General features: G+C 69.0%; 20 protein-coding genes. 15 read left to right on the top strand and 5 right to left on the bottom strand.

Annotated features, from left to right (window positions below; all coding sequences use genetic code 11):
- The first annotated feature begins 79 nt into the window (after positions 1 to 79).
- The 3 genes from QTI51_RS08820 to QTI51_RS08810 all read left to right on the top strand — a co-directional run bounded on the left by QTI51_RS08820 (position 80) and on the right by QTI51_RS08810 (position 4,125).
- On the top strand, positions 80 to 1,042 hold the full coding sequence (locus QTI51_RS08820) for a cation diffusion facilitator family transporter (protein ID WP_116907662.1): 963 nt from the start codon (positions 80 to 82) through the stop codon (positions 1,040 to 1,042).
- 148 nt (positions 1,043 to 1,190) lie between these two features.
- On the top strand, positions 1,191 to 2,477 hold the full coding sequence (locus QTI51_RS08815) for a class I SAM-dependent methyltransferase (RefSeq protein ID WP_116907663.1): 1,287 nt from the start codon (positions 1,191 to 1,193) through the stop codon (positions 2,475 to 2,477).
- 211 nt (positions 2,478 to 2,688) lie between these two features.
- Positions 2,689 to 4,125: an MFS transporter gene (locus QTI51_RS08810; protein WP_353506508.1), complete on the top strand. Its 1,437-nt coding sequence runs from the start codon at positions 2,689 to 2,691 to the stop codon at positions 4,123 to 4,125.
- A 30-nt stretch (positions 4,126 to 4,155) separates the two neighbouring features.
- On the opposite strand, the gene QTI51_RS08805 is transcribed toward QTI51_RS08810, so the two are convergent.
- A complete protein-coding gene (locus QTI51_RS08805) occupies positions 4,156 to 4,581 on the bottom strand; it encodes a GNAT family N-acetyltransferase (RefSeq protein ID WP_286515952.1) in 426 nt (141 codons plus the stop codon).
- Positions 4,582 to 4,720: 139 nt separating this feature from the next.
- Between QTI51_RS08805 and QTI51_RS08800 the strand changes: the two genes are divergently transcribed.
- The 12 genes from QTI51_RS08800 to QTI51_RS08745 all read left to right on the top strand — a co-directional run bounded on the left by QTI51_RS08800 (position 4,721) and on the right by QTI51_RS08745 (position 17,343).
- Positions 4,721 to 6,346 carry an FAD-dependent oxidoreductase gene (locus QTI51_RS08800; protein WP_116907666.1) on the top strand — a complete coding sequence of 542 codons (1,626 nt, stop codon included), beginning with the start codon at positions 4,721 to 4,723 and terminating at the stop codon, positions 6,344 to 6,346.
- The gene (locus QTI51_RS08795; RefSeq protein ID WP_116907667.1) at positions 6,343 to 6,672 is read left to right on the top strand and encodes a 4Fe-4S dicluster domain-containing protein; all 330 of its coding nucleotides are present in this window, start codon (positions 6,343 to 6,345) and stop codon (positions 6,670 to 6,672) included. Before QTI51_RS08800 ends, QTI51_RS08795 begins: the two co-directional genes overlap by 4 nt.
- 43 nt (positions 6,673 to 6,715) lie before the next feature.
- A complete protein-coding gene (locus QTI51_RS08790) occupies positions 6,716 to 7,711 on the top strand; it encodes an ABC transporter substrate-binding protein (RefSeq protein WP_286515953.1) in 996 nt (331 codons plus the stop codon).
- A 174-nt stretch (positions 7,712 to 7,885) separates the two neighbouring features.
- The gene (gene mgrA, locus QTI51_RS08785; protein WP_116907669.1) at positions 7,886 to 8,926 is read left to right on the top strand and encodes an L-glyceraldehyde 3-phosphate reductase; all 1,041 of its coding nucleotides are present in this window, start codon (positions 7,886 to 7,888) and stop codon (positions 8,924 to 8,926) included.
- 137 nt (positions 8,927 to 9,063) lie between these two features.
- Entirely contained in the window at positions 9,064 to 9,261 is a 198-nt protein-coding gene (locus QTI51_RS08780) for a hypothetical protein (RefSeq protein WP_116907670.1), read from the top strand.
- Between the two features lie 344 nt (positions 9,262 to 9,605).
- Complete coding sequence (locus QTI51_RS08775; protein ID WP_116907671.1) at positions 9,606 to 10,613, top strand: LLM class flavin-dependent oxidoreductase; 1,008 nt, start codon at positions 9,606 to 9,608, stop codon at positions 10,611 to 10,613.
- Positions 10,614 to 10,662: 49 nt separating this feature from the next.
- Positions 10,663 to 12,024 carry an LLM class flavin-dependent oxidoreductase gene (locus QTI51_RS08770; RefSeq protein WP_116907672.1) on the top strand — a complete coding sequence of 454 codons (1,362 nt, stop codon included), beginning with the start codon at positions 10,663 to 10,665 and terminating at the stop codon, positions 12,022 to 12,024.
- Positions 12,024 to 12,560, top strand: coding sequence for a GNAT family N-acetyltransferase (locus QTI51_RS08765; protein ID WP_116907673.1), 537 nt, complete (start codon positions 12,024 to 12,026; stop codon positions 12,558 to 12,560). Before QTI51_RS08770 ends, QTI51_RS08765 begins: the two co-directional genes overlap by 1 nt.
- Positions 12,557 to 14,377: an amino acid ABC transporter permease/ATP-binding protein gene (locus tag QTI51_RS08760; protein WP_116907674.1), complete on the top strand. Its 1,821-nt coding sequence runs from the start codon at positions 12,557 to 12,559 to the stop codon at positions 14,375 to 14,377. The genes QTI51_RS08765 and QTI51_RS08760 overlap by 4 nt, the downstream gene beginning before the upstream one ends.
- Positions 14,378 to 14,423: 46 nt before the next feature.
- On the top strand, positions 14,424 to 15,365 hold the full coding sequence (locus QTI51_RS08755; RefSeq protein ID WP_116907873.1) for an ABC transporter substrate-binding protein: 942 nt from the start codon (positions 14,424 to 14,426) through the stop codon (positions 15,363 to 15,365).
- Positions 15,366 to 15,370: 5 nt separating this feature from the next.
- Positions 15,371 to 16,339: an ABC transporter substrate-binding protein gene (locus QTI51_RS08750; RefSeq protein WP_116907675.1), complete on the top strand. Its 969-nt coding sequence runs from the start codon at positions 15,371 to 15,373 to the stop codon at positions 16,337 to 16,339.
- Positions 16,336 to 17,343, top strand: coding sequence for an LLM class flavin-dependent oxidoreductase (locus tag QTI51_RS08745; protein WP_116907676.1), 1,008 nt, complete (start codon positions 16,336 to 16,338; stop codon positions 17,341 to 17,343). Before QTI51_RS08750 ends, QTI51_RS08745 begins: the two co-directional genes overlap by 4 nt.
- A gap of 136 nt (positions 17,344 to 17,479) precedes the next feature.
- Here the strand turns inward: QTI51_RS08745 and QTI51_RS08740 are convergent, their stop codons facing one another.
- The 4 genes from QTI51_RS08740 to QTI51_RS08725 all read right to left on the bottom strand — a co-directional run bounded on the left by QTI51_RS08740 (position 17,480) and on the right by QTI51_RS08725 (position 21,280).
- Positions 17,480 to 19,153 (bottom strand): ankyrin repeat domain-containing protein, encoded by a 1,674-nt coding sequence (locus tag QTI51_RS08740; RefSeq protein ID WP_116907677.1) that lies wholly within the window; start codon positions 19,151 to 19,153, stop codon positions 17,480 to 17,482.
- A 163-nt stretch (positions 19,154 to 19,316) separates the two neighbouring features.
- Positions 19,317 to 19,643 carry a hypothetical protein gene (locus QTI51_RS08735; protein WP_116907678.1) on the bottom strand — a complete coding sequence of 109 codons (327 nt, stop codon included), beginning with the start codon at positions 19,641 to 19,643 and terminating at the stop codon, positions 19,317 to 19,319.
- 15 nt (positions 19,644 to 19,658) lie between these two features.
- On the bottom strand, positions 19,659 to 20,378 hold the full coding sequence (locus QTI51_RS08730) for an orotate phosphoribosyltransferase (protein WP_286515954.1): 720 nt from the start codon (positions 20,376 to 20,378) through the stop codon (positions 19,659 to 19,661).
- A complete protein-coding gene (locus QTI51_RS08725) occupies positions 20,375 to 21,280 on the bottom strand; it encodes a helix-turn-helix domain-containing protein (protein WP_116907680.1) in 906 nt (301 codons plus the stop codon). The genes QTI51_RS08730 and QTI51_RS08725 overlap by 4 nt, the downstream gene beginning before the upstream one ends.
- Between the last annotated feature and the right edge of the window lie 3 nt (positions 21,281 to 21,283).

Below are 21,283 nucleotides of genomic sequence, written 5' to 3'. Positions count from 1 at the left end.
GGGCGTCCGGCGGCGGGCGGCCATCGGCTGGGGACACTGGGCGTTTCCCTTCGCAACGATTGCAAAGATCGCACAGCCCATGGCCGAATCCAAAGTCGCGATCTACGGCGCCATTGGCGCCAACGTCGCCATCGCCATCACCAAGTTCATCGTGGCCGGCGTCACGGGCAGCTCCGCCATGCTGTCCGAGGGCATCCACTCGGCGGTCGACACCTTCAACGGCGTGCTGCTGCTGGTGGGCATTCGCCTGAGCAAGCGGCCACCGAGCGCCGAACACCCGTTCGGGCACGGCAAGGAGCTGTACTTCTGGAGCCTGATCGTCGCGGTGCTCATCTTCGGGCTGGGCGGCGGCGTGTCTTTCTTCGAGGGCGTGCAGCACATGCGCGAACCCGAGCCCATGCGCGACCCCACGTGGAACTACGTGGTGCTGGCCGCGGCCGCGCTGTTCGAGGGCACCAGCTTCGTCATCGCGCTGCGCGAGTTCTTGAAGCAGGCAGGCGACACGCCGTTCTGGCAGGCGCTGGACCGCAGCAAGGACCCGACCACCTACACGGTGCTGGCCGAAGACTCGGCCGCGCTGGCGGGGCTGGTGGTGGCTGGGCTGGGCATCTACTTCAGCCACCGGCTGAACATGCCCGAGCTCGACGGGGCCGCCTCCGTGGTCATCGGGCTGCTGCTGGCCGGCGTGGCGGTGCTGCTGATTCGGCAGGCGCGCGGGCTGCTCATCGGCGAAGGCATCCGCCCCGAAACCGCGCGCGCCATCCGCGAGATGGCGATGGCGCAACCCAGCGTCGAAGAGGTGGGCCATGTGCTGTCGATGTACGTCGGGCCCGACAACGTGCTGGTGGTGGTGGACGTCAACTTCCACGACGACACCGACACGGGCGAGGCGGCCGACGCCATCGCCGCCATCGAGAAGCAGGTTCGCGCGCGCTTCCCGATGATCAAGCGGCTGTTCATCGAGGCCAGCGACGCGCCGGCCGCCGAAGTGGCGGCGCACGGCGCGACGGCAAGCCAGGCTGCCAGCGCGACGACCCGCTAGGCGCTCGCGCGCATTAGCACTTTCGGCGATTTCTTGCGTCGAGTCGACCATGCAGGTTTTACAAATTTTCGCTATTGTTTTGTCCGCTGCAGCACGCCCGCCTCGCGAGAGGCGGAACCCGAAAACACGGACAACATACGGAGTAAGCATGCTTTGGGAAAACAAGCTGGCGCAATGGAGTGCCGGTGTGCGCGCTCGTGCGAACCTGCCGGCGCGGCTGACGTTGTGGGACGGAAAGTCGTATGACTTCGGCGAGTTCAGCGGGGCCACCGGCGCGGACGGGGGCAAGGGCGCAGATGGGGCCAATGGCGCATTCGCCCCGGCCGTCACGCTGCACGTGAAGACCCCCGCGGCGCTGTCGCTGATGCTGCAGCCCACGCTCGACAACCTCGGCGAGGCCTACGTCAAGAGCAAGATCGACATCGAGGGCAAGCTCAGCGACGTCATCGACATCGCCTACGGGCTGGCCAAGACCTCCATCGACAAGCCCTCGGGCGCGCTGCAGAACATGGCGCGCTACTTTGCGCACACCAAGTCGTCGGACAAGAAATCCATCGAGTACCACTACGACGTGTCGAACGAGTTCTACCAGCTCTTTCTCGACGCGAACATGGTCTATTCATGCGCCTACTTCGAGAACGGCGACGAAGACCTGGGCACCGCGCAGCTCAAGAAGATCGACCACATCCTCACCAAGATCGAGCTCAAGCCGGGCCAGACGCTGCTGGACATCGGCTGCGGCTGGGGCGCGCTGGTGATCCGCGCGGCGCAGAAGTTCGGTGCGCGCTGCGTGGGCGTGACGCTGTCGCAGAACCAATTCGACCTGGCCACCGAGCGCGTGCGCGCCGCCGGCCTGCAGGACCGCATCGAGATCCGGCTGCAGGACTACCGCGACGTGACCGGCCAGTTCGACCGCATTACCAGCGTGGGCATGTTCGAGCACGTGGGGCGCAAGAACCTGCCCGAGTACTTCAGGCGCGTGCAGCAGCTGCTGGCCGAAGACGGCGTGGTCATGAACCACGGCATCACCTCGTCCGACCCCGAGGGCGGCGGCGTGTCCTACGGCGGCGGCGACTTCATCGACCGCTACGTGTTCCCCAACGGCGAGCTGCCGCACATCAGCCTGGCCCTGCAGGCCATGCAGCAGGGCGGGCTGGAAGCCTTCGACGTGGAAAACCTGCGCCGCCACTACGCGCAGACCTTGCGCTGCTGGAGCGACGCCTACGAGGCCAACGCCGAGAAGCTGCACACGCTGGTCGACGAAGAAAAGTTCCGCATCTGGCGCGTGTACCTGGCCGGCTGCGCCTACGCGTTCGAGAACGACGACGTGGCCATCTACCAGATCGTCGGGCGCAAGGCGGGCAGGGCGGCGAAGACGCTGCCGTGGTCGCGGCGCTACATCTACGACGGCACCTCGGCGCTGAACGCGAGCTGAGCCGGTCGCCCGGGGGGCTTCATGACGGAATGACGACAGGACGAGGTCACGGCATCACGGCAACACGGCATCACGGCTTGGCCCCCCGAGAGCTTGAGCCAGGGACAAGGGCTCGTGTCCCCGATAGCATCCCCCGCTCATGACGCCCACACCCATACCCACTCCCACGACACCCAGAACAACGAATCGCCCGCTGGTCATCGCCGCGATCATGGCCTCCATGGCCATGGTGGCCATCGAAGCGACCATCGTCTCCACCGTGATGCCGCAGATCGCCTCGGAGCTCGGCGGGCTGCACCTGTACAGCTGGGTCTTCGCGTCCTTCCTGCTGGCGCAGACCGCGATGACGGTGGTGTTCGGCAAGCTCAGCGACCTGTACGGGCGCAAGCCCATCATGTTCGTGGGCATCGCGGTCTTCCTGATCGGCTCGGTGCTCGCGGGCTTCGCGTGGTCGATGCCGGCCATGATCTGCTTCCGGCTCATCCAGGGCATCGGCGCGGGCGCCATCCAGCCGGTGTCGCTCACCATAGTGGGCGACCTGTACCCGGCGCGCGAGCGCGGCAAGGTGCAGGGCTACCTGGCCAGCGTGTGGGCCGTGTCGGCGGTGGTGGGGCCGATGATCGGCGCGCTCATCGTGCAGAAGCTGGAGTGGGGCTGGATCTTCTGGATGAACGTGCCCATCGGCCTGGCCGCCGCCGCGCTCTTCTGGCGCCACCTGCACGAGGCGCCCACCGTGCGCAGCTCGTCCATCGACATCGTCGGCGCGGTGCTGTTCACCGTGGGCATCGCGGCGCTGATGATCGCGCTGACCGACTTCGGCATCGGCGACACCGGCAGCGCCGCGCTGTGGACCGTGGCCTTCGCCGTCACGCTGGTGCTGTTCGTGATGCAGGAGCGCCGCGCCGCCGACCCGATGGTGTCGCTCAAGCTGTGGGGTGCGCGCATCATCGCCACCGTCAACGGCGCGGCCATGCTGGGCGGCATGGTGCTCATCGGCATCACCACCTTCCTGCCGATGTATGTGCAGGTGGTGCTGCAGCGCTCGTCGGTCACGGCCGGGCTCACGCTCACCATGGTGATGCTGGGCTGGCCCATCGGCGCCACGCTGACGTCGCGCACCTTCCACCGGGTGGGCCTGTGGCGCATGGTGCTGATCGGCGGGGCGCTCATTCCGGTGGGCACGGCGGCTTTCGCGCTGCTGTCGTCGAACAGCACGCCCGCGCTGGCGGCGGTGGGCTCCTTCATCATGGGCCTGGGCATGGGCGTGATGAGCCTGGCCTCGCTCATCCTCATCCAGGAGGCGGTGGACGTGGCGCAGCGCGGCGTGGCCACCGCGTCGAACGTGTTCTCGCGCAACCTCGGCAGCGCGCTGGGCGCCACCTTCTTCGGCGCCGTCTTCAACTTCGGGCTCACCCGCGGCGACGGCGCCATGGCCTTCACCGACGACCAGCTGCGCCTGCTGCTGCAGGGCTCGCATGGCAGCGCCGCCACCGACGCGGGCATCCGGCTGGCGCTGGGCGGCTCGCTGCACCTCACCTTCGTGACGATGCTGGTGGTAAGCCTGGGCGTGGTGGTGCTGGCGTTGCTGCTGCCCAAGGAAGGGCTGGAGAGCCATGCCATCGGGGCGGGGAAGCCGGCGCCGAAGTAGAACTGCAGGCGGTCAGCCCGTTCGGTTTGCTCAGCCTGGTAGCGATTTCTTCATGTACGCCAGGTAGAAGCCCGGCGCGTAGTCGTCGATGCGCGCGTACTCCTCGTAGCCGTGCTTCAGGTAGAAGCCGCGCGCCTGCCACTCGAAAGTGTCGAGCCTGGCGTTCTTCGCGCCCAGCGCGACGGCCTGGCGCTCGGCCTCGGCGAGCAGCCGGCTGCCAAGGCGCGCGCCGCGCGCGTCTTCCTCGACGAACAGCACTTCCACGTTCAGCCAGTACAGAAACACGAACCCGCGAATGCCGCCCAGCAGCCGGTCGTTCTCGTCGCGGGCGTCGATGCGGATGTACTGCTGCTCGGGGTACTCGCCGACCGCCGCGTAGTTGAAGTGGCGCAGCTTGCGGCCGAGTTCGCCAGAGCGCAGCTGGTCGGGTGTCGGGGTCGAGAGGGTGATGGTCATGGCGGTCCGGGGCCGGGCGTGTTCGGAGGCGGCATTCTGCCCATGCCCGCATGTTGCATAACCTTGCGCACTTTCCTTCTTTGTGCCCCACGCCCTCCGTTGATACGGTCGCTCTCTTTGCATTTCGAGGCAAGCGACCATGGGCGCGAGAGATTTCAACGGGCAGGGAGCACAGGTTCTGTCGGGCGCCGACGGAACGGTCCAGCACCAGGCCGATGTGCTGGTGATCGGCGGCGGCCCCGCCGGGGCGTGGGCGGCGGTGAGCGCGGCGGCGCAGGGCGCGCGCGTGGTGCTAGCCGACAAGGGCTTCTGCGGCACCTCGGGCGCCACGGCGCCTTCGGGCACCGGCCTGTGGCACGTGTCGCCCGAAGGCCAGGCGCGCGAAGAAGCCAAGGCCAGCCGCTACGCCATGGGCGGCCAGCTGGCCGAGCATGCGTGGATGGACCGCGTGCTCGCGCAGACCTGGGACAACGTCGAGCGGCTCAAAGACTGGGGCTACCCCTTTCCCGCCGACGACCAGGGCGCGCTGCGCTGCACCTCGCTGCAGGGCCCCGAATACATGCGGCTGATGCGCAAGCGGGTGAAGGAGTCGGGCGCGCGCATTCTCGATCACAGCCCCGCGCTGGAGCTGCTGGTGGACGAGCACGGCACGGTGTGCGGCGCCACTGGCGTGAACCGCCAGCGCGGCGACACCTGGGTGGTGCGCGCGGGCGCGGTGGTCATCGCGACCGGCGGCTGCGCCTTCCTGAGCCGCGCGCTGGGCTGCAACGTGCTTACCGGCGACGGCCAGCTGATGGCCGCCGAAGTGGGCGCGGCGCTGTCGGGCATGGAGTTTTCCAACGCCTACGGGCTGGGGCCGGCGTTTTCGTCGGTGACCAAGTCGCTGTTCTACAACTGGGCGACCTTCTACACGGCCGACGGCGTGGCCATCGAGGGCGCGGGCTCGTCGAAGGGGCGCGGCGTGATCGCGCAGACGCTGCAGTCGCAGCCGGTGTTCGCCTGCCTGGACCGCGCCGACGCGCAGATCCGCGCCTGGATGCGCACGGCGCAGCCCAACTTCTTCGTCTCTTTCGACCGGCAGGGCATCGACCCGTTCACGCAGCATTTCCCGGTCACGCTGCGGCTCGAAGGCACGGTGCGCGGCACCGGCGGGCTGCACCTGGTCGACGATTCCTGCGCCACCTCGGTGCCCGGCCTCTATGCGGCGGGCGACGCGGCCACGCGCGAGCTGATCTGCGGCGGCTTCACCGGCGGCGGCAGCCACAACGCGGCCTGGGCGCTGTCGTCGGGCTTCTGGGCCGGCGCGGGCGCGGCCGCCTTCGGGCGCGATGCGTGCGCGCGTGCCAGCCGCACGGCCCTGCGCGCGGGCGGCGTGGCGCTGTCGACGCGCGGCGCCACGCCCTTCGACGCGCAGGACGTGATTCGCGCGGTGCAGGCCGAGGTGTTCCCGTATGAGCGCAACTGGTTCCGCGAAGGCGACGTGCTGCGCGACTCGCTGGGCCGGCTCGACGCGCTGTGGGCGCGACTGCGCACCAGCGCGCCGGCCGCCACGGCCACCGAGGCCGTGCGCGCACGCGAGGCCGCGGCCATGCTGGCCACCTCGCGCTGGATGTACCGCAGTGCCTTGGCGCGCACCGAAACCCGCGGCATGCACCGCCGCCGCGAGCACGTCGTGCTCGACCCCGCGCAGCGCCACCGCCTGCTCAGCGGCGGGCTCGACGAGGTATGGGTCCGGCAGCAGGGCGTGAAGGAGGTGTCGGCATGATCGAAGTCATCAGTGCAGAGCGCTGCACGGCCTGCAACATCTGCGTGAGCGCCTGCCCGACCAACGTGTTCGAGGCCGTGGCGGGCGGGCCGCCGCGCATCGCCCGCCAGGACGATTGCCAGACCTGCTTCATGTGCGAGCTGTATTGCCCCGAAGACGCGCTGTATGTCGCCCCCATTGCCGACCGCGGCGCCACGGCCGAAGAACGCGACGCCGCGGCCGAGGCGCTGATGGGCAGCTACCGCAGCGCCATCGGCTGGGGCAGGGGGCGCGAGTCGACCGCCTCGGCCGACGCGAGCTTCGAGTTGCTGCGCCGCGCGCACTGAGCCCTTTCCTCTTCCTTTCTCTTTTTCTTGCTCGGGTCTTTCCATGTCTGATCTTCCAGGCCGCCGCCGGCTGTTGCGCGGCGCCATGGCCGCGGCCGCCGCCAGCGCGGTTCCCGCTTTCTCCTTCGCCCAGAACGGCAGTCCGGCCAACGGCCAAGGCGGCGGCAAGGTGCTGCGCCTGGGCTACATCGGCCCGGGCAAGAAGCCCGCGAACGCGACCGGCTGGGCGCTGCGCCAGGGCCACCTGCAACGCGAGCTGGCAACGCTCGGCTTCACCGAAGTGACGACGCGCAACTTTCCGAACGGGCCCGACCTGAACGAGGCCTTTGTCGCGGGTGCGCTGGACGTGGGCATCTACGGCGACACGCCCGCCATCGTGGCGCGATCGCGCGGGCTGGAAAACCAGCTCATCGGCTTCGATGCCGTGGGCATGAACGTATGGCTGCTCACGCCGCGCAACGGCGCGCGCAGCGTGAAGGCGCTCGACGGCCAGACCATCGGCGTGGCGCGCGGCTCGTACATGCACCGCTACGTGCTGGGCCTGCTGAAAGAGCACGGGCTGCAGAAGTCGGTCAAGGTGATCCACATGTTCCCGCGCGACGGCGAAGCCGCGCTCGACCAGGGCTCGATCGCCGCCTTTGCCGCGCAGATCGACGTGGGGCCGCTGCTGGCTTCGCGCGGCTACCCGGTGATCGACGAGGCCGACAGGCACCCGACGCTGCGCGGCACCTCGGTGATCGTGGCGTCGAACAAGCTGCTCGCGGCCGCGCCGGGCGTGCCCGCCGCATGGACGCGCGCGCGCCGCACCGCGCTGCAGGAAATACACCGCGACAGCGAGGCCTACTACGCCTTCCACGCCGAGGTGAGCGGCTTTCCGCTCGACGTGGTGAAGGTGTCGCACCCGCTGTCGCAGTTTCCCGAGGCGGCGTACCCGGCCGAGGGACTGGCGCTGCTCGACGAGGTGAAGAAGTTCTTGCTGGCCGAGAACCTCGTGAGCCGCGACTTCGCGCTGGCGCAATGGCGCGCGCCTGAAGCCTGAACTTTTGCGAACTCGCATCGCGCGGCGCGCATGCACGCGCTTGCGGCGGGGGCATGCTTGCGAGGCCGCGCCGGCGCGGGCATTCTCGAACTCGCCGCGCCACGGTTCGGTTCAGCCCACCCCGGCGTGCGGCCTTTCTCATTCATTCAACGTCAAGACAAGACACACCCATCCATGACCTACCACGCCGACTCCAAGCGCTACGACGCCATTGCCTACCGCCGCGTCGGGCGCAGCGGGCTCGTGCTGCCCGCGATCTCGCTCGGGCTCTGGCACAACTTCGGAGACACCACGCCGGTCGCCACGCAGCGCCAGCTGCTGCGCACGGCCTTCGACCTGGGTATCAACCACTTCGACCTGGCCAACAACTACGGCCCGCCGTACGGCAGCGCCGAGACCAACTTCGGCCGCCTGCTGCGCGAAGATTTCAAGGCCTACCGCGACGAGCTCATCATCTCCAGCAAGGCCGGCTGGGACATGTGGCCCGGCCCCTACGGCAAGGGCGGCGGCTCGCGCAAATACGTGCTCGCCAGCCTCGACCAGAGCCTGCAGCGCCTGGGGCTGGACTATGTCGACATCTTCTATTCGCACCGCTTCGACCCCGACACTCCGCTCGAGGAAACCGCCTCCGCGCTGGCCCAGGCCGTGCAGCAGGGCAAGGCGCTGTACATCGGCATCTCGTCGTACTCGGCCGGCAAGACGCGCGAGATCGCCGCGCTGCTGCGCGAGTGGAAGGTGCCGCTCCTGATCCATCAACCGGCCTACAACCTGTTCAACCGCTGGGTCGAAAAAGACCTGCTGAACGCCACCGACGAGCTGGGCGCGGGTGTGATCGCCTTCACGCCGCTGGCGCAGGGCCTGCTGACCGACAAGTACCTCAACGGCATTCCCGACGACGCGCGCATCAACCGGCCCGGCGGCGGCTCGCTGAAGCAGGAGCATTTGTCGGAGCCCAACGTTGAGCGCGCCCGCGCGCTCAACAAGATCGCGCAGCGCCGCGGCCAGACACTGGCGCAGCTTGCGCTGACGTGGACGCTGCGCGACCCGCGCGTGAGCTCGGCGCTCATCGGCGCGAGCCGGCCCGAGCAGATCGTCGACAACGTGGCCGCGCTGTCGCACGCGCCGCTGAGCGCGGAGGAACTGGCCGAGATCGACAAGTACGCGGTGGAGGGCGGCGTGAACCTGTGGGAGAAGCCGTCGACCGATTTCGCTTGAAGTACCACGTGAGTGCCTCATGAAATACCACGTGAGGTGCCGCGTTCGGTAACCGCATCAGGAAACTTGGAATCCGTCTTTGTCAAAGGCGGTGCCGCTCAGCAGAATCGGTTGAAGCATTCATTCGATTCATTGCCATGCAACTGCGCACCCACTACGTTTCCCCGGCCGCCCAGGCCCGCCATGTGCTCGACCTGACCGCCAAGGCCTGGCGCATTCCACCGAGTTCGCCACGCGCCCTGGCACGGCGTGCGCCGCACGGCCATGTGCCTGCGCGCGCGATGCGGCGGCTGCATGCGGCCGCCGTGCTCGGCCTGCTGCCGCATTCTTGGTGAGCGCGATAACGGTCGGCTGAACGGCTGAACGGCTGAACGGCTGAACGGCCGGCCATCGATGCAAGAGCGTGGAGCCGCAACGGCCGCAACCGGCCGCCTTCGCCTCTCGCCGACAACGGGTCTTCGCCCTGAAGTCCCCTGCGCAAAAGACGCAACCCCGACCCACCACGGAGAGTCTTTCCCACTCGCGCCTGTGTGAAGCAGCGCCGTCGCGCCGGCCCGCGCAACAGGTTCGCAACGGCACTCCACGTCGCATATCGATAGAGGAATTCAGCGCAACCGGTGCGCGCGTTGCCCAAGAGAATTCGCAGCAATTCTTTCAAGGGCGTGTCCCGCCGCACACCGTGTCCTACTCGCTGTCCCTGCTCGACAAGAGCCTGATCCCCGAAGGCGCCGACGCCGCGCAGGCGTTCCAGCACACCGTGGCGCTCGCGCAGAGCGCGGAGCGTCTCGGCTACCGCCGCTACTGGCTCGCGGAGCATCACGGCAACAGGAACTACGCGGGCTCCGCACCCGAGGTGCTGGCCGCCCACGTGCTCGCGAAGACCTCGCGCATTCGCGTGGGCACGGGCGGCGTCATGCTGCAGCACTACAGCCCGTTCAAGGTGGCCGAGACCTTTCGCGTGCTCGCCGCGCTGGCGCCGGGCCGCGTGGACCTGGGCATCGGCAAGGCGCCCGGCGGCTTTCCGCTCACGAGCAAGGCGCTGCAATGGCTGCACGACCCCGAGAAAAAACGCAGCGAAGACTTCGGCGTGCGGCTGGCGGAGCTCGACGCCTTCCTGCACGACGGCGTCGCCTCGGGCCACGCACTGGCGGGCGCGGTCGCGACACCCCAACCGCCGCAGTTGCCGCAGCGCGTGCTGCTGGGCGGCAGCCCTGAAAGCGCGGTGCTCGCCGCGCGGCTGGGCTGGCAGTTCGTGTACGCCGGGCACTTCAACGGCGACCCGGTGAACCTCGCGCAATCGATAGCCGCCTACCGCGCCGAGACGGGCCGCGCGCCATGGCTCGCGCTCTTCGCCTTTGCCGCGCACACGCACGACGAAGCGGCCGAGCGCGTCGGCGCGCTGCGCAGCTTTCGCGTGTACCTGCCCACCGGCCAGACCGTGAACCTGCCCAGCCTGGAGGCCGCGGCCGAGTTCGCGCGACAGGCCGGCGTGAGCGACTTCCGCACCGAAGAGCGGCGCCCGCACGTCATCGCAGGCACGGGCGAAGAAGTGCGCGCGGCGCTCGATGCGTTGAGCGCGCAGCACGGCATCGAGGAGTTCGTCATCGACATCCCGGTGGCCGACTTTGCGGCGCGCCATGCGTCGGTCGAGCTGCTGGCCAGGGCGCGCGAGCTGGCGCCGGCCTGAACCCGGTTTTTTTCCTGCACCCACAACGAGACAAGAAGAAAGGTTGGCCATGAGCAACATCAAGTTCGGCGTCATGCTGCAAGGCGCCGGCAGCCACATGAATTCGTGGAAGCACCCGGCAGGCCCGGCAGATGCCAGCGTGAACCTCGACTTTTTCGTGCGCACCGCGCAGAAGGCCGAGGCCGCGGGCATCGCCTTCGCATTCGTGGCGGACGGGCTCTACATCAACGAGAAGTCGATACCGCACTTCCTGAACCGCTTCGAGCCGATTTCCATTCTGTCGGCGCTGGCCGCGGTCACGTCGAAGATCGGGCTGGCGGGCACGGTGTCGAGCTCGTACAGCGACCCGTTCACGGTGGCGCGGCAGTTTGCTTCGCTCGACCTCATCAGCGGCGGGCGCGCCGGCTGGAACGTGGTGACCACGCCGCTGGAAGGCAGCGCCAGGAACTACAGCCGCACGCACCCCGAGCACGCGCAGCGCTACGAGATTGCCGACGAGTACCTGGCCGTGACGCAGGGCCTGTGGGACAGCTGGGACGACGACGCCTTCGTGCGCGACCGCGACAGCGGCCGCTTCTTCGCGCGCGACAAGCTGCACACGCTGGACCACAAGGGGCGCTTCTTCGAGGTGTCGGGGCCGCTGAACATCCAGCGCTCGCCGCAGGGGCAGCCGGTGATCTTCCAGGCCGGCTCGTCGGACGCGGGCATCGGCCTGGCCGGCAAGTACGCGGACGCGGTGTTCACGCATTCGCCTTCGCTGGAAGACACGCGCGGCTTCCTGCGCCAGGTGAAGGCCAGCGCGGTGGCGCAGGGCCGGCAGGCCGATGACGTGAAGATCTTTCCGGGCATCGGCCCCGTGGTCGCGGCCACCGAGGAAGAGGCCGAGGCCAAGTACAAGCTGATTCGCGAACTGCTCACCATCGAAGAAGCGCTGGCCTACCTGGGCCGCTTCTTCGACCACCACGACTTCGGCCAGTACCCGCTGGACGACGCCTTTCCCGAACTGGGCGAGCTGGGCCGCAACAGCTTCCGCTCGACCACCGACCGCATCAAGGCCAACGCGAAGGCCAAGGGCCTGAGCTTGCGCGAGGTGGCGCTCGAAGTGGCCACGCCGCGCACGCAGTTCGTGGGCACGGGCGAGCGCATCGCCGACGAGATCATCCGTTGGGTGGACGAGGGCGCGGCCGACGGCTTCATCCTGGGCTTTCCGGTGCTATCGCAGGGGCTGGACGATTTCATTGAGTTTGTCATTCCGGTGCTGGAGGCCCGCGGGCGCTACAGCCGCGAGCTGCCGGGCCACACGCTGCGCGACCACCTCGGCTTGCCGCGCAAGGCCAGCCGTTATGCGACCGGAACCGCAACGGCAACCGCAATTGCAGGCGAAGCCAGCCTGACGCGGAGGGCCGCGTGATGAGCGAGGCCTTCGTCTACACCACCCCGCTGGACCCGCGCGCCGCGCCGCTGCTCGAAGGCTTGGCCCACGAATACGCCACCCGCTACGGCGATGTGCTGCGCGAGCCTGGCGAGCCGCGCGAAATAGACCGCTACCCGGCGCACCTGTTCGCGCCGCCGCACGGCAACTTCGTGCTGCTGCTGCGCGACGGCGTGGCGGTGGGCGGCGGTGCGTTCATGCGCCACGACGAGCGCACCGCCGAGCTGAAGCGCGTGTGGACGCACCACGCCCTGCGGCGCCAGGGCCTGGCGAAGAAGGTGCTGCTGGAGCTCGAGGCGCAGGTGCTGCGCCAGGGCTACGAGCGCATCTGCCTGACCACGGGCTTTCGCCAGCCGGAGGCGGTGGCGCTGTATTTGGGGCATGGCTACACCGCGCTGTTCGGCCCGGCGGCCGATCCGGAAACACCGCGCAAGCTCCCTTTCGAGAAAGAGCTGGTGGTGCCGCGCGCACGGAGCGAAGCCGCTCCGCGCCATGCCGAGGCGGTGCAGCGATGAACACCACCGTGCTCGACGCCGGCGGCGAGCCGCGCGACCCCGTGCCGGTTCGCCTGGAGCAACCGCAACGCGCCACGCCTGACAAAGGCGACTACTCCCACTTCCGCATCGTGCCGGCCCGCTACCCGGCGCGCACGGTGGGCACCGTGTTCGCGGTGGCGGTCATCGCGCTGGTGCTGTATTCGACGCTCACCAACCCGCGCTGGGGTTGGGGCGTGTTCGCGCAATGGTTCTTCGCCGAGCCGGTGCTCGAAGGGCTGGGCCGCACGCTGCTGCTGACGGCGCTGGGCGCGGTGCTGGGCTTTTTCTTCGGCACCGGGCTGGCGCTGGCGCGCGTGTCGCGCTCGCCGCTGCTCTCGAGGCTGGCATGGGTGTTCACGTGGATCTTCAGGTCGATTCCGGTGATCGTGCTGCTGCTGATCATCAACAACCTGGGCTACCTGTACGAGACGGTGTCGCTGGGCATTCCGGGCACCGAGGTCACCTTCTTCTCGTACCCGACCACGCAGCTCATCAGCCCCTTCGTGGCGGCGCTGCTGGGCCTCACGCTGAACCAGGCGGCGTTCGCCTCGGAGATCGTGCGCGGGGGCATCCTGTCGGTGGAACAGGGGCAGCTGGAAGCGGCCGCGGCGCTGGGCCTGTCACGCGGGCGGCAGTCGTTTCGCATCGTGCTGCCGCAGGCGATGCGCACCATTCTTCCGACAGCGTTCAACGACATCATCGGGCTGGCCAAGGGCACGTCGAACCTCTACATCCTGGCGCTGCCCGAGCTGTTCTACACCATACAGATCATCTACCGGCGCAACCTGGAAGTGATTCCGCTGCTGATGGTGGCGACCGTGTGGTACCTCGTCATCCTCACGGTGCTGTCGGTGGTGCAGCACTATGTGGAGCGGCATTTTTCGCGCGGAGCGCTGCGCAATCCGCCGAGTTCATGGATCGGCGGTGCTTTGCGAAAGCTGCTGCGCTCCAAGGCGCCTGTCGCTGCGCTCGAGGTCGACGCACCGGTCGCCGACGCGCCCGTGCAGGTGCCGCGCTGGACCGATCCGCTCACGCAGGGTGGCGAGGTCACCATCCACGGCGTGTCCAAGAGCTTCGGCGCGCTGAAGGTGCTCGACGACGTGACGCTCACCGTGGGGCAGGGCAGCGTCACGGTCGTGCTCGGGCAGTCGGGCTCGGGCAAGTCGACGCTGCTGCGCGCCATCAACCACCTGGAGCGGGTTGACGACGGCTTCATCGCCATCGACGGCGAGCTCATCGGCTACCGGCGCGACGCCGACACGCTCTACGAGCTGCACGAGAAAGAAATTCTCAAGCGCCGCGTCGACGTGGGCATGGTGTTCCAGAACTTCAACCTGTTCCCGCACCTGACGGTGCTGGAGAACATCGTGGAGGCGCCGATTTCGGTGCGCGGCCTGTCGCGGCCCGAGGCCGAGGCGCTGGCGCACGAACTGCTGGTGCGCGTGGGCCTGGCCGACAAGACGCACGCCTACCCGCGACAGCTCTCCGGCGGCCAGCAGCAGCGCGTGGCCATCGCGCGCGCGCTGGCGCTCAAGCCCAAGGTGCTGCTGTTCGACGAACCCACCTCCGCGCTCGACCCCGAGCTGGTGGGCGAGGTGCTGGCCGTCATCAAGCAGCTGGCGCGCTCGGGCACCACGCTGCTCATCGTCACGCACGAGATCGGCTTTGCCCGCGAGGTGGCCGACACCGTGGTCTTCATGGAGCGCGGCCGCATCCTGGAAACGGGCACGCCCGAGCAGGTGTTCAACGCGCCGGTGCATGCGCGCACGGCCGAGTTCCTGGCCAAGGTTCTTTGACGCTTTGTTTTTTTCCTTCAACGCATCCTTCACTGCATCGCACTTCATGACCTACCGACGAAACATCCTGTCCGCCTCCTGGTTCGCTTTCTGGTCCGTTCTTGTGGCTGCGTTGCTCCCGCTGGCGGCATCGGCCCAGGCCGCCCCCGACCTGAGTCCCGAGCAGGTCGGCCGCCCGCGCGCGCAGAAGATCGACGAGGCCGTGGCGCTCGCCAGGGACTTCAAGTTCCAGAAGGAGGGCGTGCTGGTCGTCGGCACGACCACGGGCCGCCTGCCGTTCGCGGCCTACGCCACCGACACGAAGACGCCCGTGGGCAACGCGCCCGACATCGCGCAGCTGGTGGCCGACAGCCTGGGTCGCAAGCTGGAGCTGGTGTCCACCACCTGGGCCGACTGGCCGCTGGGCCTGCAGTCGGGCAAGTTCGACGTGGTGGTGTCGAACGTGACGGTGACGGAAGAGCGAAAGGAGAAGTTCGACTTTTCCACCTACCGCAACGACCAGATCGGCGTGTATGTGAAGTCCGACAGCAAGCTGGGCGCCATCAAGGAGCCGAAGGACATCGCGGGGCTGAAGGTGATCGTGGCGGCCAGCACCAACCAGGAGCAGATCATCCTGCGCTGGAACAAGCAGAACCTGGCCGCCGGATTGAAGCCGGTCGAGATCCAGTACTACGACGACGACGTGGTGCAGCGCCTGGCCCTGCAGTCGGGCCGGGCCGACGCCTATGTGGGGCCGAACGCCATCGCGGCCTACGAGGCGCGCGACGGCAAGACGAAGCTGGCGGGCGTGTTCTCGGGCGGCTGGCCGCTGAACGCCGAGATTGCCGTCACCTCGCGCAAGGGCTCCGGCATTGCCGACGCGGTGACGCTGGCGCTGAACACGCAGATCAAGAACGGCAACTACGCCAAGACCCTGTCGCGCTGGAGCCTGGAGTCCGAAGCCATCCAGGCGTCGCGCACCAACCCGCCCGGCCTGCCGAAGAACTGAAGACCATGACTTTGAAGAACATCAAGAACACATCCGTGGCGTGGATCGCGCGCAGCCTTGTTGCATCCAGCCTTGCCGCATTCACCCTTGCTGGAGGCACGGCGCATGCCGCCGACAAGTTCGACTTCAGCCCCGAGCAGCAGGGCCGCCTGCGCACGGGCAAGGACGCCGAGGCCGTCAACGCGATTCCGCCCAACTTCAAGTTCGTGAAGGAGGGCGTGCTGACCGTGGCCGTGGCGCCGTTCGCGCCGCCCATCTCCACCTACGCGACCGATGCGAAGACGGTGGTGGGCTTCGACGCCGACTACGCACTGCTCATCGCCGATGCGCTGGGCCTGAAGCTCGACCTGCAGCCCATCGCGTGGGCCGACTGGCCGCTGGGCCTGAGCTCGGGCAAGTACGACGCGGTGATCTCGAACGTGGGCGTGACCGAGCAACGCAAGGAGAAGTTCGACTTTTCCACCTACCGGCTGGGCCTGCACGGCTTCTACGTGAAGGCCGACAGCCCCATCAAGAGCATCAAGGAGCCCAAAGACATCGCGGGCCTGAAGCTGACGACCGGCGCGGGCACCAACCAGGAGCGCATCCTGCTCGAATGGAACCGGCAGAACGCCGCAGCCGGGCTGAAGCCCGCCACGATCCAGTACTACGACGACGATGTGACGCGCACGCTGGCGGTGGTCACCAAACGGGTCGATGCCAACTTCAACCCGAACGCGCCGCAGGCCTACGAGTCCGCGAAGAACGGGCAGATTCGCCTGGTCGGCACGGTGAACGCGGGCTGGCCGCTGAAGTCCGACGTGGCCATTGCCACGCGCAAGGGCAGCGGCCTGGCCGTGGCGCTGACCACGGCCACCAACAACCTCATTCGCAACGGCAGCTACGCCAAGACGCTGGCGCGCTGGAGCCTGGCCGAAGAGGCGCTGCCGAAGTCGGAGACCAACCCACCCGGCCTGCCGAAGTTCGCGCCGTGAGCATCCGCCATCTCGCCTTTCTCACGCCGGGCAACTTCGCGGAGACCGATCCTTATGCGGGACTGGAGGCGGCGCTGAAGCTGTTCGAGTTCGGCGAGAAGCTGGGCTTCAACGGCGCCTGGGTGCGGCAGCGCCACCTGGAGCGCGGCGTGTCGTCGGCGGCGACCTTTCTGGCCGCGGCCACGCAGCGCACCCGCCGCATCGAGCTGGGTGCGGCCGTGATCCAGATGGGCTATGAAAACCCGTTCCGCCTCGCCGAGGACCTGGCCACGGTCGACATCCTGGCGCGCGGACGGCTGCAGGTGGGCCTGAGCGCGGGCGTGCCGCTGCACGGCGCGCTGCTGGGCAACCGCTTCTACGACACGGCACCGAACACCGTCGACTACACGCACAAGCGCGTGGGCCGGCTGAAGGCCAACCTGGCGCCCACGCTGCTGGGCGACGCGCAGACCTTCATCGAGTCGGCCGGCGGGCGCGTGCGGCCGCAGGTGCAGCCGCATGCGCCGGGCCTGGCCAACCGGCTGTGGTACGGCGGCGGCTCGCTGCGCTCGGCCGAGTGGGCGGGGCGCAACGGCTTCAACCTGCTGCAGGGCAATGTGCTGTCGGGCGAGAACACCGACGACTTCCTCGCGGCGCAGCTCGGCCTGGTCGAGCGCTTTCGCGCGAGCGAGGGAGGCGAACACAAGGGCCGGGTGGCGCTGGGCCGCGTGATCGTGCCGCTGGACAGCGCCGACGCCGCCACCCGCAAGCGCTACCGCGCCTTCGCGGCCGGCCGCGTGGAACGCACGCTGTCGCCGCAGGGCGAGCGGCGCACGCTGTTCGCGAGCGATTTGGTGGGCACGTCCGACGAGATCCTGGAGCGCCTGCGGCAAGACCCGGTGCTGCCGCAGGTGGAAGAGCTGCGCGTGGAGCTGCCCTACAACTTCAGCGGCGAAGACTACGAGCAGATATTGAGCGACCTTGGCGCCCGCATTGCGCCCGAGCTGGGCTGGCGGGCGCTGTGAACCGAGGAGGAGAGGAAGAGGAAAAAAGGAGTGCAGGAGGTTGAGTTCGAGGTGAGTCGGAGTCGGAAGGCGCCTTGGCGCCGTTCGATGGAAGACCTTCAGCGGGCCCTTGTGGCCCGCTTTTTTTTGCCCCGTTTCAGCCCTGCGCTGCCGATGCGCCGAGCAGGAAGTCGGTGACCTCGTCGGAGAACCAGTAGCGCTTTTCGCCGACCAGCACGGCGTCGGGCGTCTGCGGGTCTGGCCGCGCGGCGGGCATGCCGTGCGCCACCAGCGCCTGCGCGCAGCCCAGCCAGTCGCCACCGGGCTCGGGCTCGTTCAGCGAGGCCCACGCCAGCGAGCCGCGCGCGTCGTCGCCGTAGCCGTGCAGCGTGCGCCAGTCGGCGCCGTGCTCGACCAGGAAGCGCGTGAGCGCCGCATCGCCGCGGAACACCGCCTGGTTCAGCGCCGAGCCGTCGATGTCGCCGCCGCGCACCTCGATCGGCCAGCCGAGCGAGACCATCGTCTTCACCGCGTCGGTGCAGCCCTGCGCCGCCAGCTCGGGCAGCAGCTTCAGGCGGGTGTCGCCCAGCGAGGCGATCAGGCCCGGGTGCTGCGACAGCACCTGCCGCGCCGCCGCTTCGTCCGCGCGGGCGCAGGCGGCGACGAAGGCTTCATCGGGCGGCAGCGGGGCGCTGTCGGCGCCCGCCGCCTGCAGCAGCCGCGCCACCTCGGTCAAGCCGAAGCGCAAGGCCACGAGGTGGGTGGGCGTGCCGTCGGGCGTGGTGGCGGCCGGGTCGGCGCCCGCGGCCAGCAAGGCCTCGATGTGGGCCGGCGAGCGGCGGCGGCGCAGGGCCCACAGCAGCGGCGTGCCCCAGTCGGAGGTGGGTGCGCCGCGCGCCGGTTCGTTCGCGTCGCCGCCATGCGCGAGCAGCAGGCGCAGCGTGGCCACGTCGTCCAGGTCGAGCTCGCGGTACAGCGCGTTGGAGCCGGTGACGCGCGCGCCGGCCTGCAGCAGCAGGCGGGTGCAGGCCGGCTGGTCGAGCGAGTGATAGAGCGACTCGCCATCGTTCGGGTCGGCGCCCGCGCCGAGCAGCAGTTCGGTGAGTTCCACGTCGTGGTTCTGGCCGGCGGCGCCGTACAGCGCGGACAGGCGCTCGGTGTCCGAGGGCGCGGCCAGCGAGGCCGGCGGCCAGCGGTTGCCGGCCGACTGGTTGGCGTCGGCACCGGCTGCGAGCAGGTAGCTGGCGCACGCGCGCAGCCGCTCGCGAAACGCCGGCAGGCGCAGCAGGCTCGAATGCGTCACGGCCACGAGGGGCGGCAGGTTCAGCGGGCCGCCGGCGCGGTGCAGCCAGCCCGGGTCTTGCGCGGTGGCCCGGCGCAGCGCGGCCTCGTCGCCAATGGCGCAGGCCAGGTAGGGGTCCTGGCCGAGCACGGGCATCGGAAGGGGCAGGGCGGGGCCGTCTTCGAGCAGCCGGGCCGCCACCGTGGGCCGCGCGCGGTGGTTGCCGCCCGAGATGTCGCCCGCGTACACCAGCCGCAGCCAGTGCAGCAGCGCGCGGGCCGGGTCGTCCGCCTGCGCGCGGCGCGCGACGACGAAGCCCTGCAGGTCGGCCCACGAGGCAAAGCCGTGTTCGCGCGCCACGCACGACTGCGCGTCGTGCAGGCGCAGGCCGAGGGCTGCGAGGGTGGTGTCGGTCTTGCCGGCGGCGGCCGGCAGCGCGTCGCGAAAGCGGGCGAAGGCCGCGGGGTCGTTGCCGCGGTAGAGCGCGAGCAGGTCCTTGGCTTGTTTCTTGAGATGGCCGATGTCGGGCCGGGCGGGAATGCGCTTCATGAAAACCTCCGTGCATCAGGCGCCGACGGCCCGCAAATCCGGCTGCACAAAAGGCTGTGGATCGTCATGTGAAGGCAAGTGGGTTCAACCCTTCCCGCGGGCCCGGGCGCGGCTTGCGACCGCGGGCTGGATGTTAGCGCAGCATTTTTTCCGCGGGGCCGGTTCAGAAGCTGTGCACGTTCCACTCGTAGTCGATGGCCACCTCGCCCAGCAGGCGCAACCGCTCCTGCGGCGCGGCGGCCAGGGCCTCGACCAGCTTCGCGTTGAAGCCCACGAGCGTGACCTTGGCGCTGTCGGCGAATTCGCCGCTGATGCCCTGGTCTTCGTAGGTGCGCACATACGACTGCGCGGCAATGCCGACCACGAAGTACAGGCTGGCGTTGTCGGGGTCGGCCTTCATGAGTGCGAAGGCGTCCTTGTAGAACGACTTGAAGGCGTCCGTGCCCGAGGTGGCGCTGTCGAAGCGCCGGGCGATGTCGATGAATTCCATTTTTCTCGATCTCCTCTATGAATGGGCGGTGGGCCCGAGTCCGCCGTGGGCCTGCGACCAGGCCGCGGGGGCGGCCAGGAAGTCGGCCCACTCGGCGCGGGCGGCAGGGGTGAAGTCGCCACGCTGCTGCGCCACGGCAAGCACGTCGCGCCAGGTGGCGAGCGAATGCACGCGCACGCCCAGCGGGGCCAGCAACTGCGCGGTGGGGAAGGTGGCGTAGTCGAACACCACGAACAGGTCGGTAACCTGCGCGCCGGCGTCGGCCAGCGCACGGCAGAAGCGCAGCTTGGAGTGGCCCGCGGCCATCAGGTCGTCGACCAGCAGCACGCGGGCGCCGGCCGGCACCACGCCCTCGACCTGGCTGGCGCCTGCCGCGCGCTTTCGCACGTACTGCAGCGGAAGGTCGAGCGCCTCGGCCATCCACGCGGCCAGCGCGATGCCGCTGGCTTCGCCACCCGCCACGCCCGCAAGGCCCTCGGTGCAGCCGTGCGACGCGAGCCGTGCGATGCCGCGCGCCACCAGGTCGCGCCGCAACGCCGGAAAGGAAATGAGCCGCCGGCAGTCCATGTACACCGGGCTGGCCCAGCCGGAGGGCAGGCGGTAGGGCTCGTCGGTGCGAACCGAAACGCAGCCGGCATCGATCAGTCCGGCCGCCACGGCCATGGCGTCGGCGTCGGCGCCGGCGCCGGCGCTGGCGCTGGCGGAAGTGCCCGCGGTGGGGTGTGCGTGTGTCATTGAATCCGCTCCAGCAGCTTGCGCAGGTGCTGCGCGCCGGTGCGGCCCTTGTAGGCGCTCTTCCAGAGCCGCTCGATCATCTCTTCATGCATGCGCACCGCTTCGGGCGAGGCCGTGACGGTGGCGATGCCGTTGCGCACGTTGGGCAGCTCGCCGAGGCGGAACGGGCTGACCGCCAGCACCGCGTGCCTGGCGCTCGTGAAGAGCTGGAAGGTCGAGGCCGGCATGGCGTCGTCGATCAGGCCGATCTGCACATGGAACGGCTCGCTCTCCATCAGGTCGGCGATGCGGGTCACTTCGCGGCGCGCGGCCAGCACGCGCTCGGCGCGGATTTTGGCCGGCAGGTCGACGCGCCCGACCAGCCCGGTGTGCACGAAGCGCTCCAGCTCGCGCAGGCCGATGAGGCTCACGATCTGCGGCTTGCGCTTCTCGAAGAAGGCCTTGCGCTCGGCCATGATCTCCAGCATCTTGTCGATGTCCGAGACCTTGGGTCCCTTGCCGGGCGAGCGCGGCGAGGCCTCCAGCAACATCTCGCGCAGATGCGGCAGGTAGTCGTCGGAGGTCAGCAGCAGCGAGATGGGCTCGAAGTGCGCCAGGATGCGGTCGGAGTTCTCTTCGAGCTGGCGCATGCGCTCGAACAGCCCGAGCGCGGTGGCGTAGTACTCCACCTCCACGCCCAGCAGCGAGGCGAGGGAGGTGTCCAGCAGGGTGGCCAGGCGTTCCAGCGTTTCGATCTTGACGATCTCGCCCTTTTCCATGCGATAGACCACGGCGCGCGAAATGCCGAGCTGTTCGGCCACGTCCTCCGCCAGCAGCGAGGCGCCGATGCGGTAGGCCCGCAGGCGGTCGCCGAGCGCCGCATAGTCGATAGAGGACCTGAATGCCGGAGGTGCTGCTGTCATCTC

Source organism: Variovorax sp. J22G73 (assembly GCF_030317035.1).
Taxonomy (GTDB): Bacteria; Pseudomonadota; Gammaproteobacteria; order Burkholderiales; family Burkholderiaceae_C; genus Variovorax.
Note: the sequence above shows the minus strand (reverse complement) of the source record. Positions and strands in the feature narration are given on the sequence as shown.

What these genes read in the sequence shown, in the direction of transcription:
- QTI51_RS08765 (WP_116907673.1), top strand. Translation starts at nt 12,024, where the DNA reads ATGAGCGAGGCCTTCGTCTACACCACCCCGCTGGACCCGCGCGCCGCG.
- QTI51_RS08760 (WP_116907674.1), top strand. Translation starts at nt 12,557, where the DNA reads ATGAACACCACCGTGCTCGACGCCGGCGGCGAGCCGCGCGACCCCGTG.
- QTI51_RS08805 (WP_286515952.1), bottom strand. Translation starts at nt 4,581, where the DNA reads ATGACCATCACCCTCTCGACCCCGACACCCGACCAGCTGCGCTCTGGC.
- QTI51_RS08725 (WP_116907680.1), bottom strand. Translation starts at nt 21,280, where the DNA reads ATGACAGCAGCACCTCCGGCATTCAGGTCCTCTATCGACTATGCGGCG.
- QTI51_RS08730 (WP_286515954.1), bottom strand. Translation starts at nt 20,378, where the DNA reads ATGACACACGCACACCCCACCGCGGGCACTTCCGCCAGCGCCAGCGCC.
- QTI51_RS08800 (WP_116907666.1), top strand. Translation starts at nt 4,721, where the DNA reads ATGGGCGCGAGAGATTTCAACGGGCAGGGAGCACAGGTTCTGTCGGGC.
- QTI51_RS08795 (WP_116907667.1), top strand. Translation starts at nt 6,343, where the DNA reads ATGATCGAAGTCATCAGTGCAGAGCGCTGCACGGCCTGCAACATCTGC.
- QTI51_RS08815 (WP_116907663.1), top strand. Translation starts at nt 1,191, where the DNA reads ATGCTTTGGGAAAACAAGCTGGCGCAATGGAGTGCCGGTGTGCGCGCT.
- QTI51_RS08790 (WP_286515953.1), top strand. Translation starts at nt 6,716, where the DNA reads ATGTCTGATCTTCCAGGCCGCCGCCGGCTGTTGCGCGGCGCCATGGCC.
- QTI51_RS08735 (WP_116907678.1), bottom strand. Translation starts at nt 19,643, where the DNA reads ATGGAATTCATCGACATCGCCCGGCGCTTCGACAGCGCCACCTCGGGC.
- mgrA (WP_116907669.1), top strand. Translation starts at nt 7,886, where the DNA reads ATGACCTACCACGCCGACTCCAAGCGCTACGACGCCATTGCCTACCGC.
- QTI51_RS08750 (WP_116907675.1), top strand. Translation starts at nt 15,371, where the DNA reads ATGACTTTGAAGAACATCAAGAACACATCCGTGGCGTGGATCGCGCGC.
- QTI51_RS08770 (WP_116907672.1), top strand. Translation starts at nt 10,663, where the DNA reads ATGAGCAACATCAAGTTCGGCGTCATGCTGCAAGGCGCCGGCAGCCAC.
- QTI51_RS08810 (WP_353506508.1), top strand. Translation starts at nt 2,689, where the DNA reads ATGGCCTCCATGGCCATGGTGGCCATCGAAGCGACCATCGTCTCCACC.
- QTI51_RS08820 (WP_116907662.1), top strand. Translation starts at nt 80, where the DNA reads ATGGCCGAATCCAAAGTCGCGATCTACGGCGCCATTGGCGCCAACGTC.
- QTI51_RS08780 (WP_116907670.1), top strand. Translation starts at nt 9,064, where the DNA reads ATGCAACTGCGCACCCACTACGTTTCCCCGGCCGCCCAGGCCCGCCAT.
- QTI51_RS08740 (WP_116907677.1), bottom strand. Translation starts at nt 19,153, where the DNA reads ATGAAGCGCATTCCCGCCCGGCCCGACATCGGCCATCTCAAGAAACAA.
- QTI51_RS08755 (WP_116907873.1), top strand. Translation starts at nt 14,424, where the DNA reads ATGACCTACCGACGAAACATCCTGTCCGCCTCCTGGTTCGCTTTCTGG.